At 57.2% G+C, this 26621-nt stretch carries 21 protein-coding genes; 17 read left to right on the forward strand and 4 right to left on the reverse strand.

Going from position 1 to position 26621, the window contains the following annotated elements; all coding sequences use genetic code 11:
- Window positions 1–6: 6 nt before the first annotated feature.
- The 3 genes from K419_RS0119135 to K419_RS0119145 all read right to left on the reverse strand — a co-directional run bounded on the left by K419_RS0119135 (window position 7) and on the right by K419_RS0119145 (window position 5334).
- Entirely contained in the window at window positions 7–3069 is a 3063-nt protein-coding gene (locus K419_RS0119135; protein WP_026842944.1) for a DNA polymerase III subunit alpha, read from the reverse strand.
- Between the two features lie 199 nt (window positions 3070–3268).
- Window positions 3269–4522 (reverse strand): DNA polymerase Y family protein, encoded by a 1254-nt coding sequence (locus tag K419_RS0119140; RefSeq protein ID WP_026842945.1) that lies wholly within the window; start codon window positions 4520–4522, stop codon window positions 3269–3271.
- Entirely contained in the window at window positions 4498–5334 is an 837-nt protein-coding gene (locus K419_RS0119145) for a LexA family protein (protein WP_026842946.1), read from the reverse strand. Before K419_RS0119145 ends, K419_RS0119140 begins: the two co-directional genes overlap by 25 nt.
- A 1075-nt stretch (window positions 5335–6409) precedes the next feature.
- Between K419_RS0119145 and K419_RS0119160 the strand changes: the two genes are divergently transcribed.
- Genes K419_RS0119160 through K419_RS0119180 form a run of 5 tightly spaced genes read left to right on the forward strand, consistent with a single transcriptional unit; the run spans window position 6410 to window position 13091 of the window.
- The gene (locus K419_RS0119160) at window positions 6410–7651 is read left to right on the forward strand and encodes a TolC family protein (RefSeq protein WP_026842948.1); all 1242 of its coding nucleotides are present in this window, start codon (window positions 6410–6412) and stop codon (window positions 7649–7651) included.
- A 21-nt stretch (window positions 7652–7672) separates the two neighbouring features.
- Window positions 7673–7972 carry a hypothetical protein gene (locus K419_RS0119165; RefSeq protein WP_026842949.1) on the forward strand — a complete coding sequence of 100 codons (300 nt, stop codon included), beginning with the start codon at window positions 7673–7675 and terminating at the stop codon, window positions 7970–7972.
- 1 nt (window position 7973) lies between these two features.
- Entirely contained in the window at window positions 7974–9356 is a 1383-nt protein-coding gene (locus K419_RS0119170) for an efflux RND transporter periplasmic adaptor subunit (RefSeq protein ID WP_026842950.1), read from the forward strand.
- Between the two features lie 9 nt (window positions 9357–9365).
- Window positions 9366–12473 carry an efflux RND transporter permease subunit gene (locus K419_RS0119175; protein ID WP_026842951.1) on the forward strand — a complete coding sequence of 1036 codons (3108 nt, stop codon included), beginning with the start codon at window positions 9366–9368 and terminating at the stop codon, window positions 12471–12473.
- Between the two features lie 27 nt (window positions 12474–12500).
- Window positions 12501–13091 carry a hypothetical protein gene (locus K419_RS0119180; protein WP_026842952.1) on the forward strand — a complete coding sequence of 197 codons (591 nt, stop codon included), beginning with the start codon at window positions 12501–12503 and terminating at the stop codon, window positions 13089–13091.
- Between the two features lie 197 nt (window positions 13092–13288).
- Here K419_RS0119180 and cadR read toward each other — a convergent pair whose 3' ends face one another.
- Window positions 13289–13702, reverse strand: a complete 414-nt coding sequence (cadR, locus tag K419_RS22505) for a Cd(II)/Pb(II)-responsive transcriptional regulator (protein WP_035497632.1) — start codon at window positions 13700–13702, stop codon at window positions 13289–13291.
- A gap of 146 nt (window positions 13703–13848) precedes the next feature.
- On the opposite strand from cadR, the gene K419_RS0119190 reads away from it, so the two are divergent.
- The 12 genes from K419_RS0119190 to secD all read left to right on the forward strand — a co-directional run bounded on the left by K419_RS0119190 (window position 13849) and on the right by secD (window position 26618).
- Complete coding sequence (locus K419_RS0119190; RefSeq protein ID WP_026842953.1) at window positions 13849–14481, forward strand: cation diffusion facilitator family transporter; 633 nt, start codon at window positions 13849–13851, stop codon at window positions 14479–14481.
- An 899-nt stretch (window positions 14482–15380) separates the two neighbouring features.
- On the forward strand, window positions 15381–16898 hold the full coding sequence (istA, locus tag K419_RS22510) for an IS21 family transposase (protein WP_051293129.1): 1518 nt from the start codon (window positions 15381–15383) through the stop codon (window positions 16896–16898).
- Entirely contained in the window at window positions 16895–17674 is a 780-nt protein-coding gene (gene istB, locus K419_RS0119205; protein WP_026842954.1) for an IS21-like element helper ATPase IstB, read from the forward strand. Before istA ends, istB begins: the two co-directional genes overlap by 4 nt.
- 656 nt (window positions 17675–18330) lie before the next feature.
- The gene (locus K419_RS0119210; protein ID WP_026842955.1) at window positions 18331–18924 is read left to right on the forward strand and encodes a YceI family protein; all 594 of its coding nucleotides are present in this window, start codon (window positions 18331–18333) and stop codon (window positions 18922–18924) included.
- Between the two features lie 283 nt (window positions 18925–19207).
- Window positions 19208–19387, forward strand: coding sequence for a hypothetical protein (locus K419_RS0119215; protein ID WP_026842956.1), 180 nt, complete (start codon window positions 19208–19210; stop codon window positions 19385–19387).
- Window positions 19388–19420: 33 nt separating this feature from the next.
- Window positions 19421–20035: an NUDIX hydrolase gene (locus tag K419_RS22515; RefSeq protein WP_051293131.1), complete on the forward strand. Its 615-nt coding sequence runs from the start codon at window positions 19421–19423 to the stop codon at window positions 20033–20035.
- A gap of 319 nt (window positions 20036–20354) precedes the next feature.
- On the forward strand, window positions 20355–20591 hold the full coding sequence (locus tag K419_RS23360; protein WP_084154293.1) for a CDGSH iron-sulfur domain-containing protein: 237 nt from the start codon (window positions 20355–20357) through the stop codon (window positions 20589–20591).
- A 267-nt stretch (window positions 20592–20858) separates the two neighbouring features.
- Window positions 20859–21707, forward strand: a complete 849-nt coding sequence (nifU, locus tag K419_RS0119230) for a Fe-S cluster assembly protein NifU (protein ID WP_026842958.1) — start codon at window positions 20859–20861, stop codon at window positions 21705–21707.
- Window positions 21704–22876 carry a cysteine desulfurase NifS gene (nifS, locus tag K419_RS0119235; RefSeq protein ID WP_026842959.1) on the forward strand — a complete coding sequence of 391 codons (1173 nt, stop codon included), beginning with the start codon at window positions 21704–21706 and terminating at the stop codon, window positions 22874–22876. The genes nifU and nifS overlap by 4 nt, the downstream gene beginning before the upstream one ends.
- Window positions 22877–22899: 23 nt before the next feature.
- Complete coding sequence (locus K419_RS0119240) at window positions 22900–24171, forward strand: NAD(P)/FAD-dependent oxidoreductase (protein ID WP_035497677.1); 1272 nt, start codon at window positions 22900–22902, stop codon at window positions 24169–24171.
- 74 nt (window positions 24172–24245) lie between these two features.
- Entirely contained in the window at window positions 24246–24713 is a 468-nt protein-coding gene (locus K419_RS23755) for a hypothetical protein (RefSeq protein ID WP_156912261.1), read from the forward strand.
- A 300-nt stretch (window positions 24714–25013) separates the two neighbouring features.
- Window positions 25014–26618, forward strand: coding sequence for a protein translocase subunit SecD (secD, locus tag K419_RS0119245; RefSeq protein WP_026842961.1), 1605 nt, complete (start codon window positions 25014–25016; stop codon window positions 26616–26618).
- Window positions 26619–26621: the final 3 nt, after the last annotated feature.

Raw genomic sequence — 26621 nt, forward strand, 5'->3', positions numbered from 1 at the left:
CTTCCCTCACCCGTCCAGAAAACCGACCCACTTCACCCTGAGCGTCGCCACTCCGAACTCCTCTTCCACTATCCCTTTGAGCAGGTAGGGGCGCCGCTGCGAGAGCTTGCGGCAGAACCTGGCGTAGACGTCCGGAAAGAAGGTGGCGTCGAAGATCGCCGTCACATCCTCGAACGAGATAAATTCCATCGGCCTGCCGTGCTTGTCCTCCACCGTCTTCGTGGTGATCCACCATCCCACCATGGTCACCCATTTCCCCGTGTGCTTGATCAATTCCGTAGCCTTGATCGGCCGGTGCCGTTGCCACTGCTCCTTGTAGAGCGCCAGCGGGTGCCGCGACACCAGGAAGCCGAGCGCTTCCACCTCATGCCTGAGCACCAGCTGCGCGTCATAGGGAGGAGGGTGCGGCAGCTCGGTCTTTTGCTCGAACAAAAGGGCCGTCGCCTGCTGCTGAAAGTGGAGCAACTCCCAAAGCAGCGTCGGGCGCTTCTCCTCCCCTTCCAGCGCGTCGAAGCACCCGGCTTTTATCAGGCGCTCGGCATCGGCGCGCTGCAGCCGCGCCCGGCGCAGGAACTCCTTGAAAGAGGCGAAAGCGCCGCGTTCCCGGCGCTCCTTTAAGAGCCGGTCGGCGCCGTCCCGGGTCAGGCCGTCGATCTGCATCAGGCCGACCCTAAGGGTCTTCTCTTTGCCGGTGTACTGGTACTCGCTCTCGTTGATGTCCGGGGGGAGGATGGCAAGCCCCAGCCTGCGCCCCTCCGAGATGTAGGCGAAAGCCGAGTAGTACCCACCCTGGTTGGAGATTACCGCAGCGATGAACTGCGCCGGGTGGTTCGCCTTCATGTAGGCCGCCTTCCCGCTCAAAAGCGCGTAGCTCGCCGAATGCGGTTTGCAGAAGGAATAGCCGGCGAAGGAGAGTATCTGGCCCCAAATCCCGAGCAGCACTTTTTCCGAGACCCCGCGCACCGCGCCCCCTGCCATGAACTTGGTGCGGAAATCCGCCAGCCGCTTCTCCCGGTGCTTCTTGGTGATCACCTTCCTTAGCTGATCCCCTTCGCTTGCGGAGAAACCCGCGAGCTCCATGGCGATCTGGGTGATCTGCTCCTGGTAGATCGCTATCCCCAGCGTCTCCCCCAGTACGCTCTCCAAAAGCGGATGCAGGTGCGACCAGGGCTTTCCCTGGAGCCTCGCCACGTACTCCTGGATGAAGCTGTTCGCCGCGGGCCTGATGATCGACGACGCCTGCACCAGCACCTCGAAGAGGTCGTGCCGGAAGGTCTCCGGCGGGGCGGTGCTGCTCCAGATCTTGCGCAGCAGCAGGCGCACCGAAGGGGATTCCAGGTAGAAACAGCCGATGGTGAGGCCGCGGCGCAAAAGGCTCTGCGTCCTCTCATCCTCCAGCGGGCGCCAGGTCGCGTAATCGATCTCCACGCCCTTTTGCTCCTTCACCGCCGCCATTGCGTCGCGGATGACGGCGAGCGAGCGGTTCCCCAGGATGTCGATCTTCACCAGCCCCGCGTCCTCGGTCTGGTCCTTTTCCCACTGGATCAGCGGCAGCCCCTTGTGCGAGATTTCCACCGGGACGTACCTGCGGATCTCGTCGGGCACGATAACGAGCCCCCCGCAATGGAGCGACAGGTGGCGCAACTGCCCGTTCAGGCGCCGGGCCGTCGACATGATCTCCTGCCAGTCCGAGGAAAGCGACTCCCCCTTGAAGAGCGGGTGCCCGCTCATCGCCGCGGCGCTTTGCTCCGCGCGCCAAAAGCCCGAGATGCGCTCCGTCATCTCCTTGATCTCGTAGTCCGGCAGGCCGTAGACCTTAGCCACCTCGCGCAGCGCCGACCTTCCCTTGAAACCCACCTGGTTCGCCACCATGGCCGCCCGACGGGCTCCGTAGCGCGCGAAGGCGAAGTCGAGGATGGCGTCACGCTCGTCCCAGGGAAAGTCCACGTCGATGTCGGGGGGATCGCTTCTCCCCTCGTTCAGGAAGCGCTCGAAGAATAGGTTGTGCCTGATGGGGTCGACATGCGTGATACCGAGGCAATAGGCGACCAGAGACGCCGCCGCGCTCCCCCTGCCGCAGGTTCTTTCCGACTGTTTGGTCAGTTCCTCCACCACCAGGAAGTAGTGAGAGAACCCCTTGTCGCGGATGATTGAGAGTTCCTTGTCCAGGCGGGCCTGTACCCGGTCGGAGATACTGCCGTAGCGCCAGATTGCCCCTTGGCGAGCGCGTTCCAGCAGCGTTTCGAATGCCGCCTCCGTCCCCAGTTCCCGGAAGGCGGGGAAGATGGTACTGGAGAAATCCCAGTCCGTTTTGCAAAGAGAAGCGATGCGTATGGTGTTTTGCAGCGCCTCAGGGCAATGCGGGAAGAACTCCGCCATCTTCTCGGGCGGGTAGAGCGCGTCCGACTCCGCCGCCGTCATCTCCGGCGTAAGTCGCGAGAGCTTAGTGTTCAAATGAATCGCCCGCAGCACCCGATGCAGGTGGAAATCGCTCAGTCCATTCCCCCTCTCCCTCTGGGAGAGGGTCGGGGTGAGGGCGTCCGACGCAGCTGTGAAGGAACCGGGCGGAGCGCGGAGGAGGGCACGAGCTGTCGCCACCGGCGGCAGCCTGAGATCCCTTGCCAGCGTCAGAGCGTTGTGCATGGCGTGTCCCGGCGAGAGTTCCACGAACAGCCCCTCGTCCGAGTTCCGTTTGAGAGCCGAGAGTAGTTTCCGGTCGTCGCTAAGCACGATGATGCCGCGGCGGTATTCCGAAAGTGCCGGGATGAGGTCGAAGTTCTTTTGGCAGTGCAAGTCCGAGATGAGGCGGGAGATGTTGGCGTACCCCTCCTCGTTGCAGGCGAGAAGCACCGCGCGGTTATTTTGTGTAACCGCCTCCGTGCCGATGATAGGCGAGATGCCGGCCTCCCTTGCCGCATCGAGAAAGCGCGGCACACCGTACAGCCCGTTGCGGTCCGTGATGGCGAGCGTATTGAAGCCCAGGAGAGCCGCGTGAGAGCAGAGCGCCTCAGGCGAGTGCACCCCCCAGTTGGGCGAGAGCGAAGAATGTGCGTGAAGATGGATGAACATATGTCACTAAAACCTTATAGGCTTTCACCACAGAGGACACAGAGGTACACGGAGGAAAATCTGAGGAAGGCAAAAGCAAAAAAGATCTTTTTGGGGGGGCCAAAGTCTTTCGGTTTCCTCTGAGACCTCCGTGATCCTCAGCGACCTCTGTGTTCCGCCTTTCAAGGTTTCCTCTGTGGTTCCTCTGTGGTGAGTGCTTTTAGCTTCTACTGGTCAAAGTCATATATTTATTCTGCTCCGGATCCCACTCCGGCGGCGGCTCACTGGCCATAGTCGCCTCACGGCGTGCCGCCAGCCCCTTGCCCCAGCGCACCGCGTCCCGCCCATGCTTTTCCCGCAAGAGGTCCAGCGTCTCCTGCAGATCGGCCTGCTTCTGCGACACCTGGGCCGTCGCCGGCGCGAACAGGTCCATCTGTCCCGCATCCTCCGCCACCTGGTCGCAACTAAGCCGCAATCCCTTAACCCGCTGCCGCCTTTTGCAGGTGGTGAAAAAGAGCTCCTCCACCGCCGCCAGCAACTGCAGGTCCAGCGAAGTCGGCACCGTCAGCACCTTCTTCCCCTGCTGGCTCACCCCGTCCGCGTACATCACCGAAAGCGTCAGCTTGCGTGCTCCCTTCCTAAGCCGCCGCAACCGAAGCCCGCATGCCTCCACCAACCGCAGCAGCTCCGACAGCAGGATCGCGTCGTCGTTCTCTTCCTGGTCCAGCAGCCCCTCCTCCACGATCTCCGTGGAGAGCCTGGGAGGTTGAACCGGAGACCTGTCGATGCCGCAGGAGCGGTCATGCAAAAGAGGCGCAAAAGGTCCGACAGCAAGGCGCAGTTGCGGCACCGACAGCGACGCCACCTGCTCCACCCGTTGCAGGTTCAGATCCCGGAAGAGCAGAGCCTGCCGAGATTCCCCCACCCCGGGAAGCACCGAAACAGGAAAGGGCGCCAGAAAGCTACGCTCGGCGCCATGGAAGACGTCGTACACCCCCGGCTCCTGCATCACATCCGCAGCCACCCTCGAAACGAGCTTGTTCACCCCCGCCCCGGCCATCGCCTCCAGCCCCATCCTGTTGGCTATCGCCTTTTCCAGCCTGGCCGCAACGTCCCGTGCCGGTCCGAAGAGTCTGCGCGAAGCGGTCAGATCCAGGAACGCCCGTCCGGCCCCCGGTTCCACGATAGGGGTGAATTCGGCAGAAAGATCCTGTAGCGCCTGGCTTCCCTTCGCCATCAGGTGAGGGGCGGGAGCGATCACGATGAGCGCGGGGCAGGACTTGCGTGCGTGGTAGATGGGAGTCCCCGCGTGCACCCCCTCCGCCGCAGCCTCCGCAGAGATGCACTGCAGCAGCGCCCGTTCCGAGTTGAGCGGAGCCACCGCCACCGGCCGGCCGCGCAGGGTAGAGTCGACAACCCGGGCCAGCGCGATCGGAAAAGCGGGAACAGTTATGTGGAGGATTTCCCGGTCCACTTCTTATAAAACCTCATGGAGCCCACCAGCACCCCCCTGATATGAAACTCGTCGTCTTCCGTCACCATGATGGGGCTCATCGCCGAGTTCGCCGGCAGCAACTGGATCGAGTTTCCCTTCCGGACGTACTTCTTGATGGTGATCGAGCCATTCACCTCCGCGATCACCGTCTGGCCCGTCTCCGCCACCGCCTGCGGGTGCACCGCCACGTAGTCGCCGTCCATGATTCCCATCTCCACCATCGAATCGCCGCGCACCTCGTACACCACGTTGCCCGGTCCCGCCATTGCCGAAGGAACCTCGATGGCGTCAGCCAGTTGGAAAGCCTGCACCGGCCGTCCCGCCGCCACGATCCCCACCAGCGGCAGCTCCATTCCTATGATCGGTGTCAGAGCCGGCGTTTGCAGAGTTCCAGCTTTTGTAAAAAGCTGCCGCTCAACTTGTCCCTCAGCAAAAGCCTGCCGCTCAATCCCCCCCGCAGTAAGAGGCTGCCGTCCAACTTCAGGATTTGTAAAAGGTTCTTCCAGAAATCCCGTCGAGCCTGGGGACGTTTCCACGAAGCGCTGCACGAGACCTTGCGTCCCCCCCTTTGCGAAGGGGGGACAGGGGGGATTTGCCAGTTGCAGTCCCCGTTTCGCGTTCCACTGACGCGTCAGGTGCCCATCTTTCTCCAGAGCGCGCAAGTAATGCTGCACCGTCCCCAGCGAGCCGAAGCCGCATCCAGAGGCAATCTCCTGTTGCGAAGGCTGGAACCCGTGCCGCTCCGCGAAGGAAACAATAAAATCAAGAACCCTCTTCTGCTTAGGCGTCATCCCGTCCTCCTTCCTTGGATCAGGTGCCAGAGGGTACTCGTAAGTTTGTCGTAAGTCAAGAGGTGAGAAGTCGGGCAAATGGGGGGGGTGGGTAAAACCACCAAGTGGATCCCACGGGCTACAAGAGGATCCAAATGGCAGGTGGTAAAAGTGGATGCGACTATAAAAAAGAGCGGGGGTGAACATGCAGCGAGCCCACAAAGCCTTTATTCCGTTAAAAAACACTTCGATTCGCGGAGGTCGATGTGCTATCGGTGCTGTTTATGAGAAAAGAATAACGACATGCACGTGTGTCACTTCCCAGACCAAGAAACGGCAGAAGAGCTCATCGCTGCAGACCCAAGACGGTACCTTGTAAGCATCAATGACTTGCACAACGCAGCCCGCCAACTAACTGATGCCCAATGGCGTGACCTCAAGTTCTTTCCGCTTGACATCTTCAGCCTACTCATGGTTTTATTCGCGCATGTCTATGCTGGGCCATCGCCATAAATCCGCCTCCCGGATGCCTGCCCTGAGAGCCATTGCCTTGGTGCAGCTGATAGTAATGCTGGTTCTTGTATTGCCACTCTGCTGTTCTGCAACGGAGTCGGAACATGCCGAATCATGCGTCAGCCTCACTGCGGGGGCGGTTGATGGTGGACAAGATACCTGTCCTTGCTGCCCTGGCGACGCCGGATCAGATTCCGACAACTGTTCGAAATGCGGTTCCTGCTCAACCTACACTTTTTTACTCCCCACTTTCCCCATGAAGTATCTCCCTGCCGAGACGCAGCTCGTGTCGCGGGACGGCGCCACCAGTCTTCTTGAAGTCCACATCCCCATCTTTGTACCCCCGCAAAATCACGCCTAGTCACGTCATCTGTACCTGTAAGTAAATTCCTTAGGCACCCTTTCGTGCGCTCGGGCGAACATTTATTTTGTTCCTGGAGCACATGATGGGTCACTGCCTTGCCAAAGGCATTTTTCAAATGTCCATCTGAGGCACTACTCGGCTCCACCCGGATCTGTGTCTTGGGCGCGGATGCTGCAGCTTTATGCGCATCAGCTAACTTCTTGCGACACGGGAGTTTTGATGAAAACAGGCATGTTACGGGCCCTTACGGTTACTGCGTTTTGCATGATGCCAACGGCGGTTGTCGCGTCGGATAGGGGCGGGGAGCCTCTTACCCTCGTCCGGGTAATACAACTCTCTTCGGCCGGCGCACCTGATGTGCGCCTTGCACTTAACCGCGTTGCGGAAGGAGAGGCAAAACTTGCCGGGGCTCAAGTCCGCACCTTGGAAAACCCGCAGTTGGAACTGAATGCCGGACCACGTACCGGCACCGAGAGCAGCTTAGACGTTGAGGTCGGCATGGAGATTCCCATCGAGCTTGGCGGCCGCCGCAACAAGCGGGTGGCTTTGGCCCAGGCCGGTATCCAGCGTGAAAAACGAGCGGTCGAAGATGTCCGCCGACAGGCTGTGACCGCTGCAGTCGGCGCTTATTACCGGGTGCTGCAAGCAGAGGAACAGCTCGCTTTGGCTGTAGACCGCAGAAAGCTGGCCGAGGAGTTGCTGCAAATCGCCAAAGAGCGGCATACCGCAGGCGATGTTGCCAAATTCGAGGTGAACCTGGCTCTTACCGAAGCTGCACGTGCCCAAAGCGATGTTTCTTCTGCACAGGGCCGTATCGCCTCGACCAGGGCGGCACTGGCACGAGCCCTCGGATTGCCGTCGGCCGCGGGCCTTCAGGTTGGCGGCAGTATCAAGGAGCGGAGCTTCTTCGATAGCATCGGTTCCGCTCAGGGGGGGGCAAAACGTGCGGACCTCCTGACGGCCCTGGCTGACGTCGAAGCCTCCCGCGCTGCAATCTCCCTGGCTGAAGCCGACCGGCTTCCCGATGTCGCCTTCAGGATCGGTTATAAACGCGAAGGCGACGATAACGTCGTCCTGGGCGGCATCAGCGTCAGCCTTCCCTTTATGAACCCCCGCCAGGCACCGGTTCAGGAGGCGCGGGTGCAGCATCAACGGGCACAGTTGGCCGCCGAGATCAGTCAATCGAGTATCGCAGCAGAAATCGAAGGAGCTCGCGTCGCCTATGCGGCTGCGGTCGAAGCTGTGCGCAGAATAGAGACCTACGGGCTCGTCTTGCAGCAGGAAAATGAATCACTGGCCCGCGAAAGTTATAAAGCCGGCAAGATCAACCTCTCCACCTTGCTCCAGTTGCGTCGGGATGCACAGCAAACACGTAAGGAGTACCTGGAATTGTTATTGGAAGCCGCTGAGGCTGGTGTCGAGCTAGCCTCTGCTAACGGCCTTTGGACCACTGCAAACTAACACACCAAAAGGAGTCACATCATGCGTCGTTCCATTCTGCTCTCTCTCACCCTGCTCTTTTCCCTCACCTTTTCCGCCTTCGCGGCCGAGTCCGCGAAAAAGGACGCGCACGGCGCCAAAGGCGCCAAGGTCGGTTCCTACGAGGACTGGTGCGGCGAGCACGGCGTTCCCGAGTCCCAGGACACCCGTTGCGACAAGTCCCTCATTCCCGCCTTCAAGGCGACCGGCGACTGGGACGAGAAGCACGGACTTCCCAAGTCCCAGTGCAAGAAGTGCAACCCGAAACTGAAGATCGTTCGCCCGCCCAAAGGGAGCAAGTGACATGCATCGGATTCTTACACTGGTGACCGTGGCAGCTCTTGCCGTGGCCTCGGGCTGCGGCAAGAGCGACCAATCCAAGGCGCCTGCAGCCGCCAAACAGGCGGCTTCCGATCTCAAGGCCACCCGTGAGGCGGCCGGGCTTTGCCAGGAGCACGGCGTGCTGGAGGCTCTTTGCACCAAGTGCAACCCGAAGCTCGCCCCCATCTTTCAGGCCAAAGGCGACTGGTGCGCCGAGCACGGCTTCCCGATGTCGGTATGCCCGATCCACTTCCCGGAGCGCGGCGGCAAGCCGGCAGTTGACGTGTCGGCCGACAACGCACCGGCGGACGGGACCAAGATAATCCTGAAGGGAAAGGACACGGCTCGCCTGGCCGGGATTGAGACCACCAGGGCCGTAGCAGGCCGGGGGAGAGCTGAAATCCTGGCGCCGGTCATGGTCACCTATGATGCCGCCAGGGTGGCACAGGTGACTGCCCGTGCCCCCGGAGTCGTCAAGCAGGTCTCAAGGGAGATCGGGGCCTGGGTATCGGCGGGCGCCACGCTCGCCGTCATAGAAAGTGCTGCGGTAAGCGGCGATCAATCGAGGCTGGCTGCGGCTCGCTCCCGGGTACAGACGGCGGAGTTGAATTATCGTCGCGAGGCGGAGTTGGAAAAAAAGGGGATCTCTGCCAGCAAAGAGGTGCAGGCCGCACAGCAATCCATGCGCGAGGCGAGTGCCGAATTGGATTCGCTGCAGGCATCACTGCGCGGAGTGGGTGCTACCGGCAGCGGCGGCCGTTACAGCGTTAAGGCACCGCTTTCCGGGATCGTCACCCAGCGTAGCGTCTCGCTGGCTGCCTACGTCGATTCCCACACGCCGCTCTTCGAGATCGTGGATACCTCAACCATGTGGGGTGAGGTGGCCATCCCCGAGGCGGAACTGGGCAACGTGAAAACAGGGATGCCGGTGGTCATCGTCATCGATGCCTTGGCGGGTCGAGAGTTCCGCGGCAGCATCGCCAGCATCGCGCCCATCGTCGATCCCCAGACCCGTACAGCGAAGGCACGCGTCAGGCTCCCAAACACAGGCGGTATGCTGCGGGCCAACATGTACGGCCAAGCCCGGATTGCGGTGGGAGGGACACGGACCTCGTCTCTCGTGCCGCAGGGGGCCATACAGCGGGCCAAGTCCGTGAAGCTTGCCTTTGTCCGCCTGAAACCGGACGAGTTCGAAGCCAGACGCGTGCAGGTTGCGTCGAGCAGTGGCGGCAACATGGTGGAGCTTACCTCCGGGGTCGAGGTGGGCGAAGAGATCGTCGTCGCCGGAAGTTTCCTGCTCAAGACGGAAACGCTTAAGGACTCCATCGGTGCAGGCTGCTGTGAAGTTGAAGCGGAGAGAAAATAGGAGGGAGTAATGCTGAACAAGGTTATCCGTTGGTCCCTCAACCACAGGCTTATAGTCATTCTCGCCTGGTGCTTCATAGCCGTCCTTGGCGCTGTCGCTTTCCTGCGGCTGCCGCTCGACGCTTTTCCCGACACTACGCCGGTCCAGGTACAGGTTAACACGGTGGCGCCGGCTCTCTCCCCGCTCGAGATCGAGCGCCAGATTTCGGCGCCGCTTGAACAGGCGATTTCCGGGTTGCCCAAGCTGAAAGAGGTGCGTTCGGCCTCCAGGTTCGGCATGTCCCAGGTGACCGTGATTTTCGAAGACGGCACCGACATCTACCGCTCGCGGCAGGTGGTTATGGAGCGGGTGCAGGGAGTGGCGCTGCCTGAGGGGATAGAGAAGCCGCAGCTAGGCCCGGTTGCCACAGGCCTGGGCGAGGTTTTCCATTACCTGCTGACAGCCAAAGACAAATCGCTGGCCGAACTGCGCACGCTGCACGACTGGGTGGTGAAGCCCCAGATGCGCTCGGTGCCGGGAGTGGCCGAGGTGAATACCTGGGGGGGAGACGAGCGGCGCGTCGAGATAATGGTCGATCCTGGGGAGTTGGGCAAGCGCGGGCTCACCATGGACCGACTCATCGAGGCGGTGGAGCGCAACAACGCCAACGTGGGAGGCGGCACCGTCGACAGTGCGGGCGAGTCGACCGTGGTGCAGGGGGTAGGGATCGTCGGTTCACTGCAGGACATCGAATCGATCATCATCACCGCCAAGGAGGGGGTCCCGGTCCGGGTTGCAGACGTGGCCCGCGTGGTTGAGGGACGCGAGATCCGCCGCGGCGCGGTTACGGCCGACGGCAAGGGCGAGGCGGTGCTGGGCCTTGGCTTCATGCTCATGGGCGAGAACAGCCACGACGTCACCACTAGGCTCAAGATACGTCTCGAAGAGGTCAAGAAAACGCTCCCCAAGGGTGTGCAGGTAGCAACAGCCTACGACCGGACCTCCCTTGTCAACAAGGTCCTGCACACGGTGGAAAAGAACCTGCTGGAAGGCGCACTGCTGGTCGTGGCCGTCATCTTTGTCTTCCTGGGGAACCTGCGCGCCGGGCTCATGGTGGCCCTGGCCATTCCGCTCTCCATGCTCTTCGCCTTCGACCTCATGCTTCGTTTCGGCATCGCCGGCAGCCTGATGAGTCTTGGGGCCATCGACTTCGGCCTCGTGGTGGACAGCTCGGTCATCATGATCGAGAACTCGGTGCGCCGCCTCTCCGAGGAGGGCGAGGAGCGCAGCATTATCGACGTGGTGCGCGACGCGGCCATCGAGGTGAGGAAGCCGACCATGTTCGGCGAACTCATCATCATGATCGTCTACCTGCCGATCCTCGCCCTGGAGGGGATCGAGGGGAAGATGTTCCGCCCCATGGCGCTTACCGTCATCTTCGCGCTGATGGGCTCCATGGCGATGTCGCTCACCCTGATGCCCGTGCTGGCGACCTTCGGCCTCAAGCGCAGAAAGGAGGAGAAGGAGCCTTATGTGGTACGCCGGCTCAAGGAGGTGTACCGGCCGGTATTGAGCCTGGCCCTGCGCCAGCGCAAAAAGGTGATTGCAACCGCCCTGGTCTGCCTGGCCGGCGCCGGCTTTCTCGCCACACGCCTGGGCTCCGAGTTCGTACCGCGCCTTTTGGAGGGCTCCATTGTCATCAACACGGTGCGTCTGGCCAGTGTCTCGCTGGACGAGTCGGTGCGCTACGGCAACCAGTTGGAGAAGGCGCTCCTGGAGAAGTTCCCCGACGAGATAGAGCGGATCTGGACCCGCACCGGAAGCGCCGAAATCGCCACCGATCCCATGGGGGTCGAGCTCTCCGACATTTTTCTGACCCTGAAGCCCCGGGATCGGTGGAAAAAGGCGAAAACCCAGGGGGAGCTGGTCGCCGCCATGGAGAAGGAGCTGAAGAAGATGCCGGGTATGCGGATGATCTTCACCCAGCCCATCGAAATGCGGGTGAACGAGATGGTTGCCGGGATACGGTCCGACGTGGGGATCAAGATCTTCGGCGATGATTTCGAGATCCTTAAGGCGAAGGCAAAGGAAGTGGAAAAGGCGGTCAAGGCGGTTGCCGGAGCTGCCGACGTGAGCGTCGAGCAGATCACCGGCGCCCCCCTGCTGCAGATAGAGGTCGACCGCAACGCCACGGCGCGTTACGGGATCCCCGCCCGGGAAGTCCTGGAGGTAGTCGAGGCCATGGGTGGTCGTGACGTGGGGGTGATGCAGGAGGGTGACCGGCGCTTCCCCATCGCCGTGCGTATCGCCGACCAGTACCGGGTGGAGCCGGAGGCCTTGGGACGCATACTGGTGACCGCCCAGGGTGGGGAGCGCATCCCGCTCTCGCAGTTGACCAAGATAAAGTCGTCCGAAGGGCCCTCCACCATCAGCCGGGAGTGGGGCAAGCGTCGTGTCGTGGTACAGACCAACGTGCGCGGCCGCGACGTGGGAAGCTTTGTGGCCGAGGTGCAGCAAGCCATAGAGCGAGAGGTGAAGTTGCCCAGTGGTTACTACGTCCGTTACGGAGGACAGTTCGAGAACCTGCAGCGTGCCCAGAAGCGGCTCATGATCGTGGTGCCGGTGGCACTGGGACTGATCTTCACGCTGCTCTATTTCACCTATGGCCGGGTTTTGGATGCCGCCCGGGTCTTCACCGGTGTCCCCTTCGCGGCAGTAGGCGGCATCGTCGCTCTCTGGCTGCGGGATATCCCCTTCAGCATCTCCGCAGGAGTTGGTTTCGTCGCCTTGTCGGGTGTCTCTGTTCTGGCAGACATGGTGCTGGTCTCCGCGGTGCGGGACCTCCTCGCCAAGGGGGTCCCGCTGCTAGAAGCGATCCAGAAGGCTGCCGAGCAGCGTCTTCGGCCGGTGCTGATGACTGCGCTGGTAGCCAGCTTCGGTTTCATACCGATGGCGCTCAACACTGGCATTGGCGCAGAGGTGCAGAGACCGCTCGCCACCGTGGTTATTGGAGGCGTCGTCTCTTCGACGCTGCTCACTCTGTTGGTGCTCCCCGTGCTGTACGCGGTATTCGGCAAGGCTAAAGCCACGGATGGTGAAAAAGAAAGTGTTAAGGTTGCTGAAGCTGGATCTATCTAAAGCTATTTTCTATCAAAGGAGTGGACCATGAAGAAAATTAACCTTTTGGTACTGATGGTAGCTTTGACAGTGACAAGTGGCTGCGCAAACAGTTCGGCGTTAATAAAGGCGTCAAGCACAAGCTCTCGCAAAGATGTTTTTCAGGAAACAACAAAAGGAGGATCTATTCCGGCCGGTTTTGCGGACATGATGACGTACATATCATTCAAGACCCACAAACCCGGCGCCTTCTCTGCAAAAGACGTTCACGGCACTCCCGAATACCGGCTGTTGATCAATATCGATGGCCAATCAACCCAGTTGCAGGGCAGCCTCTCCGAAGAGAATATCGATTCCCGTCTTCTTATGGAAGAGGCCGGCAATGGGATACGTTACCACTTCAAAAAAGGTTTCCGACTTAAAGCAGGCGCGCACAGGATTGTGGTAGCCAGTCCTGATGATGGCTTCGCCGTTGAGCACCAAATAGTGTTACCGGAAGGGATCAGCAGTGAATTGGTGTTGGAACCGATTTACGGAGAGGTAGCTGGGAAGCCGCGACCGGGATTTTACGGAGCCACCAGGTTCAGTGAGGGGCTGGAAGGGTTCAGGGTGATGCTTAACGGGAAACCTTTGCAGTAGAGTGAAGGATTTGCAATCAGGCCCCCCCGGTTCTGCCTGATTCTGATGGATGGCCTAATTTGTCCACTGGGAAAACTCCACTGCCTAGAGTCACGCTTTACCGTCGCTGCAGTACGGCGATGTTTGTTATCGGCACACCCTGTGTCCTCCTCCGGGGTGTGCCGCTTTTTGACCTACGGATGATGTTTATGTCGCAGCTACCTCTCTTTTCCCGGAGAGAGGGCCTGCAGAATGCGGCAATCCTTCGAAGCCTTGGCACTTAGGCACTGACCGCGTAAGTCTCGAAGTTGCGCTTCCAGTAATTTAAGTTGGACGATACGGTCAGCGACGTGCCCGATGTGCTCGTCGAGCAGAGCATCTACTGGACCGCAATTTTCCTCCGGTGCATCCCGAAACTTGAGCAGCAGTTTGACATTGTCGAGTGTCATGTCCAGCGACCGGCAGTGACGGATAAAGCGCAAGCGCTCCACATGCTCCCTGCCATAAAGGCGGTAGTTGCCCTCTGAACGGCCTGGTGTGGGTAGTAGCCCCTGCTGCTCGTAATAGCGGATGGTTTCTATCCGGCAGGTCACCATCCTCGCCACTTCACCTATCTTCAAACAGTTGGACATACATCCCCCCCCTTTTTCTTTGATTTTACCCTTGACCCTATAGTAGCTTCATGGTGTTGGATGGTCAATACAATGTGGCTAAGGGCCAGCGCTGAGGGACCGCATACAAAGCAGAACGACCGGGAAAGGTAAGGGGGAGGAAGCGAATGGCAAACTGTTGTGAAGATAAAAGTTGTGAACTAGCATCTATGCGCCAGAACCACGGTAGGGTTCTTTGGATCGTGCTGATCGTAAATGCGCTGATGTTTCTAGTGGAAGGCTTCGCCGGGGTGGCAGCACATTCAACATCGCTTCTCGCCGATGCGCTTGACATGTTTGGAGATACCCTGGTGTACGCGTTTAGTCTCTTCGTGCTTAAGCGTTCAGCGCGCTGGCAAGCCGGTGCTGCGCTAACAAAAGGCGGATTCATGTTTGTCTTTGGTCTGGGGGTTATTGGTGAGGCCATACACAAGATCGTGCATCCCGTCGTTCCGGGCGCCGAGACTATGGGATTTGTCGGGGTATTGGCACTCGCCGCGAATCTAGTTTGCTTCTTACTGCTTTACCGACATAGGTCCGACAACCTAAACATGAGTTCTACCTGGCTGTGCTCGCGAAACGACCTAGTCGCCAACGTGGGAGTATTGTTCGCCGCCGGAGGCAGCTTTCTATTCACATCGCGTTGGCCGGACATCATTGTCGGAACCATAATTGCGGGCCTGTTCCTCTGTTCTGCGCTCAATGTCCTGACGAACTCAATAAAAGCTCTGCGCCCACAAGCGCTACAAGGCCGCGCATGACTCTGGGCCATAGCTGGCGGGCTTGCTTCCACTTGGGAGAATTTCAGGGTCGATTATGCTCCCAACCTCAGCGCGGACATTTGGCTACTCAGCATTCTTTGAGAAGTTCATAAACCCTATAACCACACGGCATCACGCGGACGCTAACTCGCCGGTGCCGCCGCTGGCCCGTTAAATTGCTGGTCCTACCTTAGAACAACCTTGATGTACTTTAACAAGTGCAGATGCCACTCCTGCCCCGTTGTCTCCGAAGCTTTTAAAATTTTCGGGTCCTCTAGTATGTCAAACAAAGATTTTTGCTTCTTCTAGTTGCTCAAAGCTCTTTCCTTCAGAACCATAACCACCTAATTTTTCTTGATCCCATTTGGATCCTCTTGTGGATTTTACCCAGAATGGAATGAATGGGTAAGAGGGATAAGTGGAACCCAGAGGAGACAAGAGGAGCCGAATGGAGAACCGCAGATGTGAGGGGGGCTGTCGCACTTTGGGCGGGAGCATCAAGTAGCCGATATGCTCATTAGAGCACGCAAGTCCTGCAATTCCCCTTCATTAGACGTACAGGTAGGACGGATTAGGGTGGTTCAAGCAGACAGAAATCCACATTTAGGGATTTACCCCTTCGTGGTGTCCGGCGGAGGAGGCGACCGGTACTAAAGTAAATAAGAGCATTGATCACCATTCGCCGCTGTCGAGAACCATGGTAATTGAGCAGTTGGCAAGGGTGCAGTGCCAACCGAATTGAGCACCTGAACCAACGGAATTGAGCAGGTCAAGACAGGGCAGTGCCAACGGAATTGAGCACCCCCTGTTTCAGTTTTTGGTGGGCCGCAGCCGTCATGGAGTATGCTCCTCAGATCTATTGTTCTGAGGGAGGTTCCATGGCAAGGAGGCCCATTCCTATGGTTGAACTAGACGAGCTGCTTTTTCGCTGGCAGCAGGGAGAGAACCTCTCTCAGCTCTCCCGCTCTCTCGGACAAAGTCGCCAGACTGTCCGAGCGTATCTCAAACGTGCACAGCACCTGGGATTCACTAAAGACGCTGATGACTCCCGTCGTGCTGAAGTAGTCCGGTCCATGCTGCGCAAGGCCCCTGCCGCGCCATCGCCTGCCAGGGACGACCTGGAACCGTGGACTGAGCAGATCAAGCAGTGGCTAAACGAGCCGGATATGACCGTAAAACAAATCTGGCGTCTGTTAGGTCGTAAGGGACTCAAAGTCAGCTACCAGAGCGTAAACCGGTTTGTACGGGACTACGTCGCACCAGTTCTGCCGCGGAACACCGTGCGCTTGGAAACCCCTCCTGGTCGGCAGGCTCAGGTTGATTTTGGAAAGGTCAGAGTGCGGATCGGCGACGGCCTGGTCTGGCTTTGGGCCTTCGTCATGACCCTGTCCTATAGCCGCCATCGCTTCGTCCGCTTCGTTGCCCGCCAGGATCTTCCCTCCTGGCTTGAGTGCCATACCCGCGCCTTTGAGTTCTTCGGCGGAGTACCGGAGACGGTGCTTTTGGACAACCTCAAGGCTGGAGTGGTACGGCCGGACCTGTACGATCCGACCATCAACAGGGCATATGCCGAGCTTGAGCGCCATTATGGCTTCGTGGCAGATCCTGCAAAGGTGCGCACCCCCGAGCATAAAGGGAAGGTGGAGCGCTCCATGCCGGTGGTACGACAGCAATTGGCAGCGGGAAGAGAGTACGACTCGCTTGCCGACCTCAACGACGCGGCTTTGACCTGGTGTCTCGAAGAGGTAGGGACTGTGCCCAACGGCACTACCCAAGAGGCACCAGTTACCCGTTTTGAGCGCGATGAGCGCACTTGCCTTAAGGCTTTGCCGACGGCCGCATTCGCCAACCCAACTTGGTCCGAGTGCAAGGTCCACCCGGACCACCATATCGTCTTCGAGCGGAGCTACTACTCAGTGCCCACTCGCTACGTGGGCAAGACGGTGTGGGTAAGAGCCACCTTCCGCCTGGTCGAGATCCACTTCCAAGAGGAACTGATCAAGACCCATGTTCGGGCGGCACGCAAGGGAACCTGGCAGACCGACCAGAACGATTATCCGCCGCCGGCAAAGGCATTTCTCTTCTTCCACCCGGCGCATTGCAGGGCCAAGGCGGTAGAGTTGGGGCCCGATGTCTCCGCCATGATGGAGGCAATCCTTGCGGACAACGCTCTGAGGAACCTGCGCAAGGGACAGGCTCTGCTCAGGCTGGGCGAGAAGTATGGTGCAGCAAGGCTCAACGAGGCTTGCCGACATCTGTTGGCTTTTGACTCAATAGAGCTCAAGCGGCTTCAGCAGGTGCTTGAACGAGGTGTGCCGGCTCCTGCCGCAGAGCCAGCAGTATCGACCGAACTGTCTCAGCAGACGCTGGCGTTTCTCCATCCGGCTGAGAGCTTCGTAGCTGGAGGTGCACGATGAACATCTCTCCAGCGATAGTCTCCCAGTTCAAGGCTCTCAAGCTTGGCCGCCTCCTGGAAACCCTGGAGGCTCGCCTCGATCAGGCACGTCAGGGGCAGCTTGGCTATGTCGAGTTTCTCCAACTCATCTTCCAGGACGAGATCCAGCGCCGCCACTCTCAGAGCCTGAAGCTGAGACTGCAACGGGCCGCATTTGAGGAGCCCAAGACCCTCGAAGAGTTCGACTTCAACTCGCGGCCCCAGCTCAACCCCGCGGCCGTGCACGACCTGGCTTGCGGCAGCTTCATCGATAAGAAAGAGCACGTTCTCCTGTACGGTCCCGCCGGCACCGGCAAGACCCACCTCGCCCAGGCGCTCGGGCACCACGCCTGCCGGGCCGGGCGGTCAGTGCTGTTCATCAAGGCCGCCAAGCTCTTCAGGGAGCTTCACGCCGCCAGGGCCGACAACAGCTGGGATCAGGAATTGCGGCGCTATCTCTGCCCTGACTTGCTGATCATCGACGACTTCGGGCTGAAGGCCATGAACTTCACCCAGGCCGAAGACTTCTACGAGATCGTCGCCGAAAGGCACCTGCGCGGTTCCATCATCGTGACCTCGAATCGCACTCCGGCCGACTGGCTCCCCCTGTTCCCGGACCCGGTGATGGCCAATTCAGCTCTCGATCGCCTTGCGCACAAGGCCCATCACATCGTCATGAAAGGAGAGTCGTACCGAGCCAAAACCAGACCTCAGTCACCCGTACCGTTCTCATCATTCACCGAGCCCACTGAAGACTAGACTGCTCAATTCCGTTGGTTCCAGGGGTGCTCAATAACGTTGGTATTTGACACGCCGCCGCAGTTCGGCCTTTGAGCAAACAAAAATCCAGCCCTTCGCGGTTACAGCTAATTTGCTGATTTCGTTTTATTTTTAGCGACTTACCATTCCTTCTTTTTTGTTCCGAACCTGCTACAAATTCAACTCGCATAAAAAAATGTTGACAACAATCCCGACATGATATAGCTTAATGTTAAATCATTTGATGGCGAGCGAATTCATGCGCAATGAGAAATATACGGAAACCGAAAAAACGGCGTTAAGCACCTATACCAAACTGATGAGGGGCGCTCCTTGATTTCAGAGGTTTTTCCCCGCGTTCTAGCGACCATTGTAGAAGAGATGACCTTTCTTCAAAAAGCTGAGCAAGAAGAGCTTGGGCGCCTGTGTCGGATGCTAGATCTAAAAGACAGAAGGTAAATAAGAGCTAAGTTTTTTCGTAATCATAGTTTGACGTTAAGTCGTTTTACCCTAAACCTGACAAAAGGAGAACTTTGAATGTAAACAAGTTGCGAGGAGCTGTCGCCAGCCGAAATTTTTTTAGAATATTAGTTTAACATTCAGCCACTTAATTTCAACCTGAATCGCTAACCAAACAACACCAAAGGAGAATCGCAATGAAACGAATCATCACATCTATCGCAGCCATCATCGCCCTGGCATTGCCGGTTGTGGCTTCCGCCTCAACCTGGAGCATCGACCCTGATCACTCCACCGTCGGCTTCCAAGTCAAACACATGATGGTCTCCAACGTAAAAGGCAACTTTGACAAGCATGCCGGGAACCTCGACCTCAACGACAAGGACATCACCAAGTCCAACGTACAGGTCACCATCCAGACCGCCTCGATCAACACCAACTCCGCAAAACGTGACGAGCACCTGCGCAGCGCCGATTTCTTCGATGTCAACAAGTACCCCACCATGGCCTTCGTCTCGCAGAAAGTGGCCAAGGCCGGCAAGGACAAGCTCAAGGTTACAGGGCTGTTAACGCTGCACGGCATAACGAAACAGGTCGTCCTCCTGGTGGAGGGGCCGACGAAAGAGAGCAAGGACCCTTGGGGCAATATCCGCCGCGGGGTGACTGCGACCACAAAAATTAACCGCAAAGACTTCGGATTGGTCTGGAACTCTGCCCTCGAGACCGGCGGCGTTGCGGTCGGAGAAGAAGTGACCATCACACTGGACATCGAGTTCATCAAGAAGGGCTAACCAACCCAGAAGACAGGAGAAAACCTAAAATGAGTAACGGACCTATCGTACTTGAGCTGGAACCCGGCACCTACTACAGATGCACCTGCGGCAAATCAACCACGCCTTTCTGTAATGGCGCCCACATAGGGGGTGACTGTGAACCCCTTGCCTTCGAGGTCAAGGAAAAGCAGCAGGTATACCTATGCAATTGTGGTAAAACCGCCAACGCCCCTTACTGCGACGGAAGCTGCCAAAAAGGGTGATAGGAGGGAATGCAGCACAGCAAAAGAGGAAAAGAAAAATGTTGAAGTGGGTCGGTCGTGTATTGCTGGCTGCTGCGCTTACCTACAGCGCCTGGGTTGAATGGTCGGTGTTGACTCATGCAGGGATCTTCTGGGGGCTTTTTTTCGCCATGTTTTTCGTTCCCTTTGCCCTGTCTGCGACTCTCGCCTTTTTTCCGGCAAAAGAAGCGAGGGATTAACATCGTAGCCATTGAGGCAGCAGAGTGGAGAAGATGAAATTACAGCAAATCGAAAATGCACTGAACCGGCACCCATTTCACGTTATCGAAGCACGTGATCGTGCCCATGCAGCGGTCGCCATTATCCTTGAGGAAAAGCTCGACGAGGGAGTAAATGTCCTGTTTATCGAGCGATCCAAAACTGAAAGCGATCCTTGGTCCGGACACATCGGTTTCCCGGGAGGGAAGGTGGAACGTAGCGACAAATCCCACAGAGATGCAGCGGAAAGGGAGGTTATGGAGGAAGTTGGAATTGAGCTCTCCCGGTCGCGGTACCTCGGTCGAATCAGCGACATTGCTCCTGCCGGACTAGATATAGTCGTTTCCGGTTTTGTGTATGCGGTCAATTCCACCCCCGAGTTGCAACCCGATTCTCATGAAGTTACCAAGGCATTCTGGCTGCCGCTCACTGAGATGGCGAACCCGCTGCACCGTTGGTACGTGGAATACAAGTGGCACGACAGGATGAGGCGGTTCCCAGCGCTAAATCATTTCGAGGAGAACGCAAAGCCGATCTGGGGTATCACTTATCGGATGCTCAGGAACTTCTATAAAGCAATGCTCCCCTGCTCTCAATCAACCAGCAGGCGGAATGGAGAATGGTCATGAGCAAGTGAGCGGGGTCACGCCGACCACGGCTGGCTCGATACCTACCACACGTTTTCCTTCGCCAGTTATTACGATCACAGACACATGGGGTTCAGGGCACTGGCGACTGCGCCGAACGCAGGAATGCGTGAAGGGAGACAGCTGCAAGTATGAGAGGAAATGACGTAGAAGGGAGCTAAATTTTTTTACCCGTTTAGTTTAACATTGATTTGTTTGACGCTAAAACGCCTTCAGGTGCGTCCAAGGTTACAAAGTCTGACCGGAAGGGAAAAGCCTTCCCCCCGGCAGTACAAAACACATGCAAAAAGGTGAAGATCAGATGAATGAAGTAACGATTACCCCGAACAAGCCGATAGTCCTGGAGTTGGATCCGGGTACCTACTACCGTTGCACTTGCGGCAAATCGGCCAAGATGCCTTTCTGCGATGGCGCCCACACCGGCAGCGACCATGCACCGATCGCTTTCGAGGTTAAGGAAAGAAAACAGGTTTATCTCTGCAATTGCGGCAAGACCGCCAATGTCCCTTACTGTGACGGTAGTTGTCACAAAGCCTGAAGCTCCATAAAGAAGTAAACACGTTTTGACGAACACAGATGGAATGATGGAGGCGGGAGGGTTCCACTCTTCCGGCTCCATAAGGCACTACGATGGCTATATTGACTCAGGAAAAAAATCGAATTGTGGAACTGGTTCAAGGACTTATGTTTTCTGTAGCTTTAGGCAGCTATGCCTGGGTTGAATGGTCGATTGTGCCGCATTCCGGTATAACCTGCGCAATTATTTCTGGTCTTTTTCGTAACCTTTTCACGATAGGGAGCATAGATGTGGGATTACACAGATAAAGTCAAAGAACATTTCTTGAATCCGAGAAATGTTGGGGAGATTAGCAATGCCGACGCGGTAGGAGAAGTGGGAAGTCTTGCCTGCGGAGATGCTCTGAAACTTTTTCTAAAGCTGGATGAGAACAAGGAGCGGATTGCGGAGGCGAAATTTCAGACCTTCGGCTGTGGCAGCGCCATCGCCTCGTCCTCGGCCCTGACGGAGTTGATCAAGGGGAAGACCCTCGATGAGGCGCTGGAGATAACAAACCAGGAGATCGCTGACTTCTTGGGCGGACTTCCAGAAGAGAAGATGCATTGCTCTGTCATGGGACAGGAGGCGCTGGAAGCAGCCATTACCCAGTATCGTGGGGGGACTATTGCGACCCATGAGGAAACCGGGCAGGAAGGCAACATTCTTTGCAAATGCTTCGGCCTGACCGACAGTTTCCTGAAGAAAATCATCGTCACCAACAAACTTCGTACCGCAGAGCAGGTCACGCATTTTACCAAAGCGGGGGGAGCTTGTGGTGGTTGCATAGACAAGATCAAAGTGGCGATCGCAGAGGTCCTGGAAGAACAGGTAATGGAAAAGCAAAAAAGCCCTGAAAAACTGACTAACTTGCGGAAAATGCAGCTTATCCAGAGTGTGCTGGAAAACGAGGTTCGGCCACAGCTCTGGTCTGACGGCGGCGACTTGGACCTGATTGACATAGACGGGTCCAGGGTGCAGATTGCCTTTCGCAAAGCCTGCGCCGGCTGTGGCTCATCCGGGTCCACTGCTCGCTTTGTCGAGCAAAAGCTACGTGGTCTTGTCTCTGACGACATCTCAGTTGAGGAGGTGGAGGGGTGAAAGAGATATATCTCGATAACAATGCCACGACAAAGGTCGACGAGGCGGTCTTCGAAGAAATGCGGCCCTATTTCTGCGAGCTGTACGGCAATCCTAGCTCTATGCACTTCTTCGGTGGGCAGGTGCAGAAAAAAGTGGACGAGGCACGTCGCAGGGTCGCGGACCTCCTCAACGCCGCGCCCGAGGAGATCATCTTCACAGCCTGCGGCACGGAAAGCGATAACACCGCCATCCGCTCGGCACTCGAACTTTTTCCCCATAAACGGCACATCATCACCACCCGGATCGAGCACCCCGCCGTGCTCACTCTCTGTCGCAACCTCTCAAGGCGGGGCTATCGGGTTACAGAACTGAACGTTGATGGCGAAGGCAGGCTTAACCTTGATGAGCTAGAGGCAGCCGTCGATGATGACACGGCCATTGTTTCCATCATGTATGCCAACAACGAGACCGGCGTGCTCTTTCCAGTCGAAGAGGCAGGCGCGATCGCGAAGGCGAAAGGGGCGATTTTTCACACCGATGCCGTGCAGGCAGTCGGGAAAGTACCTCTTGACGTGACCTCATCGACTATTGACATGCTGTCGCTGTCAGGGCACAAGCTTCACGCCCCCAAAGGGATCGGTGCTCTCTACCTTCGTAAAGGGGTGCCGTTCAGGCCGTTTCTGGCAGGAGGGCATCAAGAGCGGGGCCGACGTGCCGGCACTGAGGCAACCGCCAACATCATTGCCCTTGGCAAAGCGTGCGAGTTGGCGGCGAACCTCATGGATGATACGAACAGAAGGGTCAAGGCCATGCGCGACCGCCTGGAAAGGGAACTCCTGACTCTGATTCCCAACAGTCGAATCAACGGCGGCGAGGCCGAGCGGCTCCCCAATACTCTCTCCATCGCGTTCGAGCATGTGGAAGGTGAGGCGATACTGCTGCTGCTTTCGGAAAAAGGGATCTGCGCTTCCTCCGGGAGCGCCTGCACGTCCGGGTCGCTGGAACCGTCCCATGTGCTCCGTGCCATGGGAGTACCGTTTACCTGTGCTCATGGCACGATCCGCTTTTCCTTCTCCCGTTTCAATACCGAACAGGATGTCGAAACCGTGATCCGGGAGCTTCCGCCCATTATCAATCGGCTGCGGGAGATATCGCCATTTGGAAGAGAACTCCTGGCACATCCTTAATGCCGACGGCATGTGAGAGTCAAATGAAAAAAAGAATCGTCATCATAGGGATGGGGTTTGGCGGCATCCACGCAGCGCGGACTTTAGCAGGTAAAGGACACGAGGTGGTCCTCGTGGATCGTAACAACTACCACCTGTTCCAACCGCTTCTCTACCAGGTGGCTACTGCCGGTCTGGAACAGGAATCGATCGCCCATCCTCTGCGAGCCATGGCTCGACACTGGCAACCGGGAACACGCTTTGAGTTGGCGGAGGCGACCGGCATTGACTTTGCTCGTCGCGAGGTACACACCGATGCCAGAACTATCCCATACGACTACCTTGTCATCGGAGCCGGAAGCGTCACCAACTTCTTTGGTCTTGAGGGGGTTCAGCGCCACTCGTTCGACCTCAAGGAATTAAAGGACGCCGAGGTGCTGCGCAACCATATCCTCACGGCATTCGAACGGGCAGTGCACGAGCCAGACCCAGCCCGGCGGCGGGCGCTCATGACGTTTGTCATCGTGGGGGGCGGGCCGACGGGAGTCGAGTTTGCGGGAGCTTTGATCGAACTCGTCCATTTCGTGTTGGCCAAGGATTATCCCGAGCTAAGTACCCGCGCTGCACGCGTGGTGCTGGTTGAGTCAAACGACAAGCTGCTAGCTGCCATGCCGGAGAACCTGCAGGACTATACCCTCAAGAAGTTGCGGCGGATGTCTGTCGAGGTCCTCCTGAACGCCCGCGTGGTGGATGCCGCACCGGATCGGGTCATCTTCCATGACGGCGCGGTCATTCCCGCGCATACCCTCTTCTGGTCGGCTGGGGTAAAGGCGGCACCGCTGGCTGCGGCCTTGGACGTCACTGCAAAACCAGGAGGAAGGGTCCCGGTCGAACCCGATTTGACCCTCCCCGGACATCCCGAAGTTTTTGTCATCGGCGACATGGCCTATTTCGAGCAAGAAGGGTTGCCGCTTCCCATGACAGCTCCCGTAGCCACGCAGATGGGGATTTACGCGGGGCAAGCTATCGTGGCGAAGGAAGCTGGCAGCCCTGTCAAGCCATTTCGGTTCCGAGATAAGGGAAGCATGGCAACAATTGGCCGCAATTCCGCAGTGGCACGGGCCTTCGGCATTAACTTTCGTGGCTACGCCGCTTGGCTGATCTGGTTGCTCCTTCACCTTTACTACCTGATCGGCTTTCGCAACCGGATCGTGGTGATGCTCAACTGGGTCTGGTATTACTGGTACCATGAAAGGCAGGTACGTCTAATCACCCACCGGACAGGCGGTCACCGGCAATTCGAAGAGTGTAAGTGAGTCAGCTGCTGCCGCGATGTTGCGAGAGGAGGATAGGAGGATGATGATCGTGGTGTTGGCAGCAGGTGGTGGAAGTGGGTGTAACTGACCTTGAGCTGTTGGCACGCCAGACTGCAATGCATGTGTGCAATAAAGTCATGGCTAGCAATCTATTCTTGCAACTCACTATGACTTCATATAAAGTTTGCATTATGAAGTTATTTACTGCTGATTCCACAGCGAAAAAATTTATGCTGCCCTTAATCTTGGCTGTAGCAGTCTTTTTTGTCACGCAAGGGATAGAAGTACCTAACTTCAAAGATTTGCTGGAACCTCAGCTTTCCTTGTCACAGAAATCCAATGGCTCCGATACCGCTGTTGTTAAAACTCTGACAAAATGCTCGCATATAAAATCCACAAAAAACGTCAATTTTTCAGCTCTCGTCAGCAATGCATTCCAGATAAATAGTCCAGTCGTTCCCGTTACGGTTTTTCAGCATCAATCCCAATCCTTTATCTCGTCTGTAGTCTCAATTCTTCCTGTCAGAGCACCACCCGCGTAGCACACATCATTCCTCAGTAGCAGCCATAGTTTGCACTTTCCGCGCGTTTTTTTGCGCAGGAAAAAATGCGTTCGCAGCGTATTCATTTTTTAATGCACGTGCTGCGAGCAAATGACGCGGCATATCTGCGTGCGTGCAAGCTAAAGCCAAATAATAACAGTAGCTTAGTGATGTCTAGGCCAAAAACAATGGCTTGGCGCCGTCGCCGGCTCCAGTGCGAGGTGCAAAGGTCCAGGCGCGCCCGATGTATTTCTGCGCTCGCAGCCAAGATAATCACAACAACTGGAAAGGACACACGCTATGCCAAAGAGCATTTCATGGCGCATAACCATCATTGCGTTTTTTGTACTCTTATCGTTTCTATACCTCACGCCTACTCTGGTTTCCAACTTGCCTGGCTGGTGGACAGGGTATTTCCCCAAAGACAAAATCCATCTGGGGCTTGACCTTCAGGGCGGCACCCACCTTGTAATGAAAGTGGACACGCAAAAAGCAGTTGAGGGCTATATCGATTTGATTGCCTCGGATCTCGAAGATTCACTCAATGTCCGTCGCATCCGCATTCACCAGATTAACCGGGTTGGTGAAGATGCCATACGACTGGCATTCTACGACCAGAATAGTGCGGAAAACGAGGCACAACTTATAAAGAAAAAATATCCAGAACTAGAGCAGATACAAATACGTGATTCTGAGGGTGGGATGGTACACCTCGAATTCCGAATGGAAAAGACGGCCGTGCAGGACAGGAAGGACAAGGCTGTTGCCCAGGCTCTTGAAACCATCCGCAACCGAATCGATCAGTTCGGAGTATTGGAGCCGGTAATACAGAGAGAAGGAATAGATCATATAGTGATCCAACTTCCAGGCATCACTGATCCCAAACGAGCTATTGAGTTGATCGGAAAAACTGCGCGCCTTGAATTCAAGCTCGTGGACGAAAATCTCAGCGCATCGTCCTCCTCTCCCTATGCTTTGCCGGACGATGCAGAGATTCTGATGGAGCAGCAATCGAGTTCAGCCACCGGAGCTGTTCAGGGAGTGCCTATTGTAGTGAAGAAAAAGGCCATCATCACCGGCGATCTCCTCACCGACGCCCAAGTGAAGATTGATTCTCAAAATAACGAACCATATGTGGCAATTGATTTCAATTCCACCGGTGCCAGACTCTTCGACCAGGTGACTGCTGCTAATGTAGGGAAACGCTTTGCTATTGTCCTTGATGGCAATGTGTACTCGGCACCGGTTATTCGGGAACGGATCTCCGGCGGCTCAGCGCAGATCTCCGGCAACTTCAACGAAAAGGAGGCTGCGGATCTGGCTATTGTCCTGCGCGCGGGATCGCTTCCCGCCCCGGTGAAGATTGTGCAGAACGTCACGGTCGGTCCCTCGATAGGCGAGGATTCCATCTCCAAAGGGTTGATGGCTGGTGGAATAGGCGTCCTTCTGGTTGTGCTCTTCATGGTGTTTTACTACCGGATGGCAGGACTGGTGGCAAATTTCGGCATGGTGCTCAACGTGCTGTTTCTCCTGGGAGCGCTGGCGGCTCTCGGCGCCACGCTGACCTTGCCCGGTATCGCGGCCATCGTTCTTTTGGTCGGCATGTCGGTTGACTCGAACGTGCTTATCTTTGAGCGGGTCAAAGAGGAAATCAGGCTCGGCTGTACCCCCAAGATGAGTATCGATGCCGGATATGACAAGGCCTTCCTGACCGTCATGGACTCTCATGTTACCACCCTGATCACAGCGGCTGTCCTATTCCAGTTTGGGACAGGACCGGTCAAGGGATTCGCGGTCTCACTGAGCCTTGGCGTTATCATCAACCTTTTTACCACGCTTGTCACAACCAAGGTGGTTTTTGACAGCGCCTTCAGCCGCTTTCAGATCAGACGGCTCAGCATTTAGGAG

The organism is Citrifermentans bremense R1 (assembly GCF_000426865.1).
Classification (GTDB): Bacteria; Desulfobacterota; Desulfuromonadia; order Geobacterales; family Geobacteraceae; genus Geomonas; species Geomonas bremensis.

Excerpts from the sequence above, each read along its gene's own strand:
- nifU (WP_026842958.1), top strand. The coding sequence starts at position 20,859 with ATGTGGGATTACACAGATAAAGTCAAAGAACATTTCTTGAATCCGAGA.
- K419_RS0119145 (WP_026842946.1), bottom strand. The coding sequence starts at position 5,334 with ATGACGCCTAAGCAGAAGAGGGTTCTTGATTTTATTGTTTCCTTCGCG.
- K419_RS0119215 (WP_026842956.1), top strand. The coding sequence starts at position 19,208 with ATGTTGAAGTGGGTCGGTCGTGTATTGCTGGCTGCTGCGCTTACCTAC.
- K419_RS0119170 (WP_026842950.1), top strand. The coding sequence starts at position 7,974 with ATGCATCGGATTCTTACACTGGTGACCGTGGCAGCTCTTGCCGTGGCC.
- K419_RS0119160 (WP_026842948.1), top strand. The coding sequence starts at position 6,410 with ATGAAAACAGGCATGTTACGGGCCCTTACGGTTACTGCGTTTTGCATG.
- K419_RS0119190 (WP_026842953.1), top strand. The coding sequence starts at position 13,849 with ATGGCAAACTGTTGTGAAGATAAAAGTTGTGAACTAGCATCTATGCGC.
- K419_RS23360 (WP_084154293.1), top strand. The coding sequence starts at position 20,355 with ATGAATGAAGTAACGATTACCCCGAACAAGCCGATAGTCCTGGAGTTG.
- K419_RS0119210 (WP_026842955.1), top strand. The coding sequence starts at position 18,331 with ATGAAACGAATCATCACATCTATCGCAGCCATCATCGCCCTGGCATTG.
- K419_RS0119175 (WP_026842951.1), top strand. The coding sequence starts at position 9,366 with ATGCTGAACAAGGTTATCCGTTGGTCCCTCAACCACAGGCTTATAGTC.
- K419_RS0119165 (WP_026842949.1), top strand. The coding sequence starts at position 7,673 with ATGCGTCGTTCCATTCTGCTCTCTCTCACCCTGCTCTTTTCCCTCACC.
- cadR (WP_035497632.1), bottom strand. The coding sequence starts at position 13,702 with ATGTCCAACTGTTTGAAGATAGGTGAAGTGGCGAGGATGGTGACCTGC.
- K419_RS0119180 (WP_026842952.1), top strand. The coding sequence starts at position 12,501 with ATGAAGAAAATTAACCTTTTGGTACTGATGGTAGCTTTGACAGTGACA.
- K419_RS0119240 (WP_035497677.1), top strand. The coding sequence starts at position 22,900 with ATGAAAAAAAGAATCGTCATCATAGGGATGGGGTTTGGCGGCATCCAC.
- secD (WP_026842961.1), top strand. The coding sequence starts at position 25,014 with ATGCCAAAGAGCATTTCATGGCGCATAACCATCATTGCGTTTTTTGTA.
- istB (WP_026842954.1), top strand. The coding sequence starts at position 16,895 with ATGAACATCTCTCCAGCGATAGTCTCCCAGTTCAAGGCTCTCAAGCTT.
- K419_RS22515 (WP_051293131.1), top strand. The coding sequence starts at position 19,421 with ATGAAATTACAGCAAATCGAAAATGCACTGAACCGGCACCCATTTCAC.
- K419_RS0119135 (WP_026842944.1), bottom strand. The coding sequence starts at position 3,069 with ATGTTCATCCATCTTCACGCACATTCTTCGCTCTCGCCCAACTGGGGG.
- istA (WP_051293129.1), top strand. The coding sequence starts at position 15,381 with ATGGTTGAACTAGACGAGCTGCTTTTTCGCTGGCAGCAGGGAGAGAAC.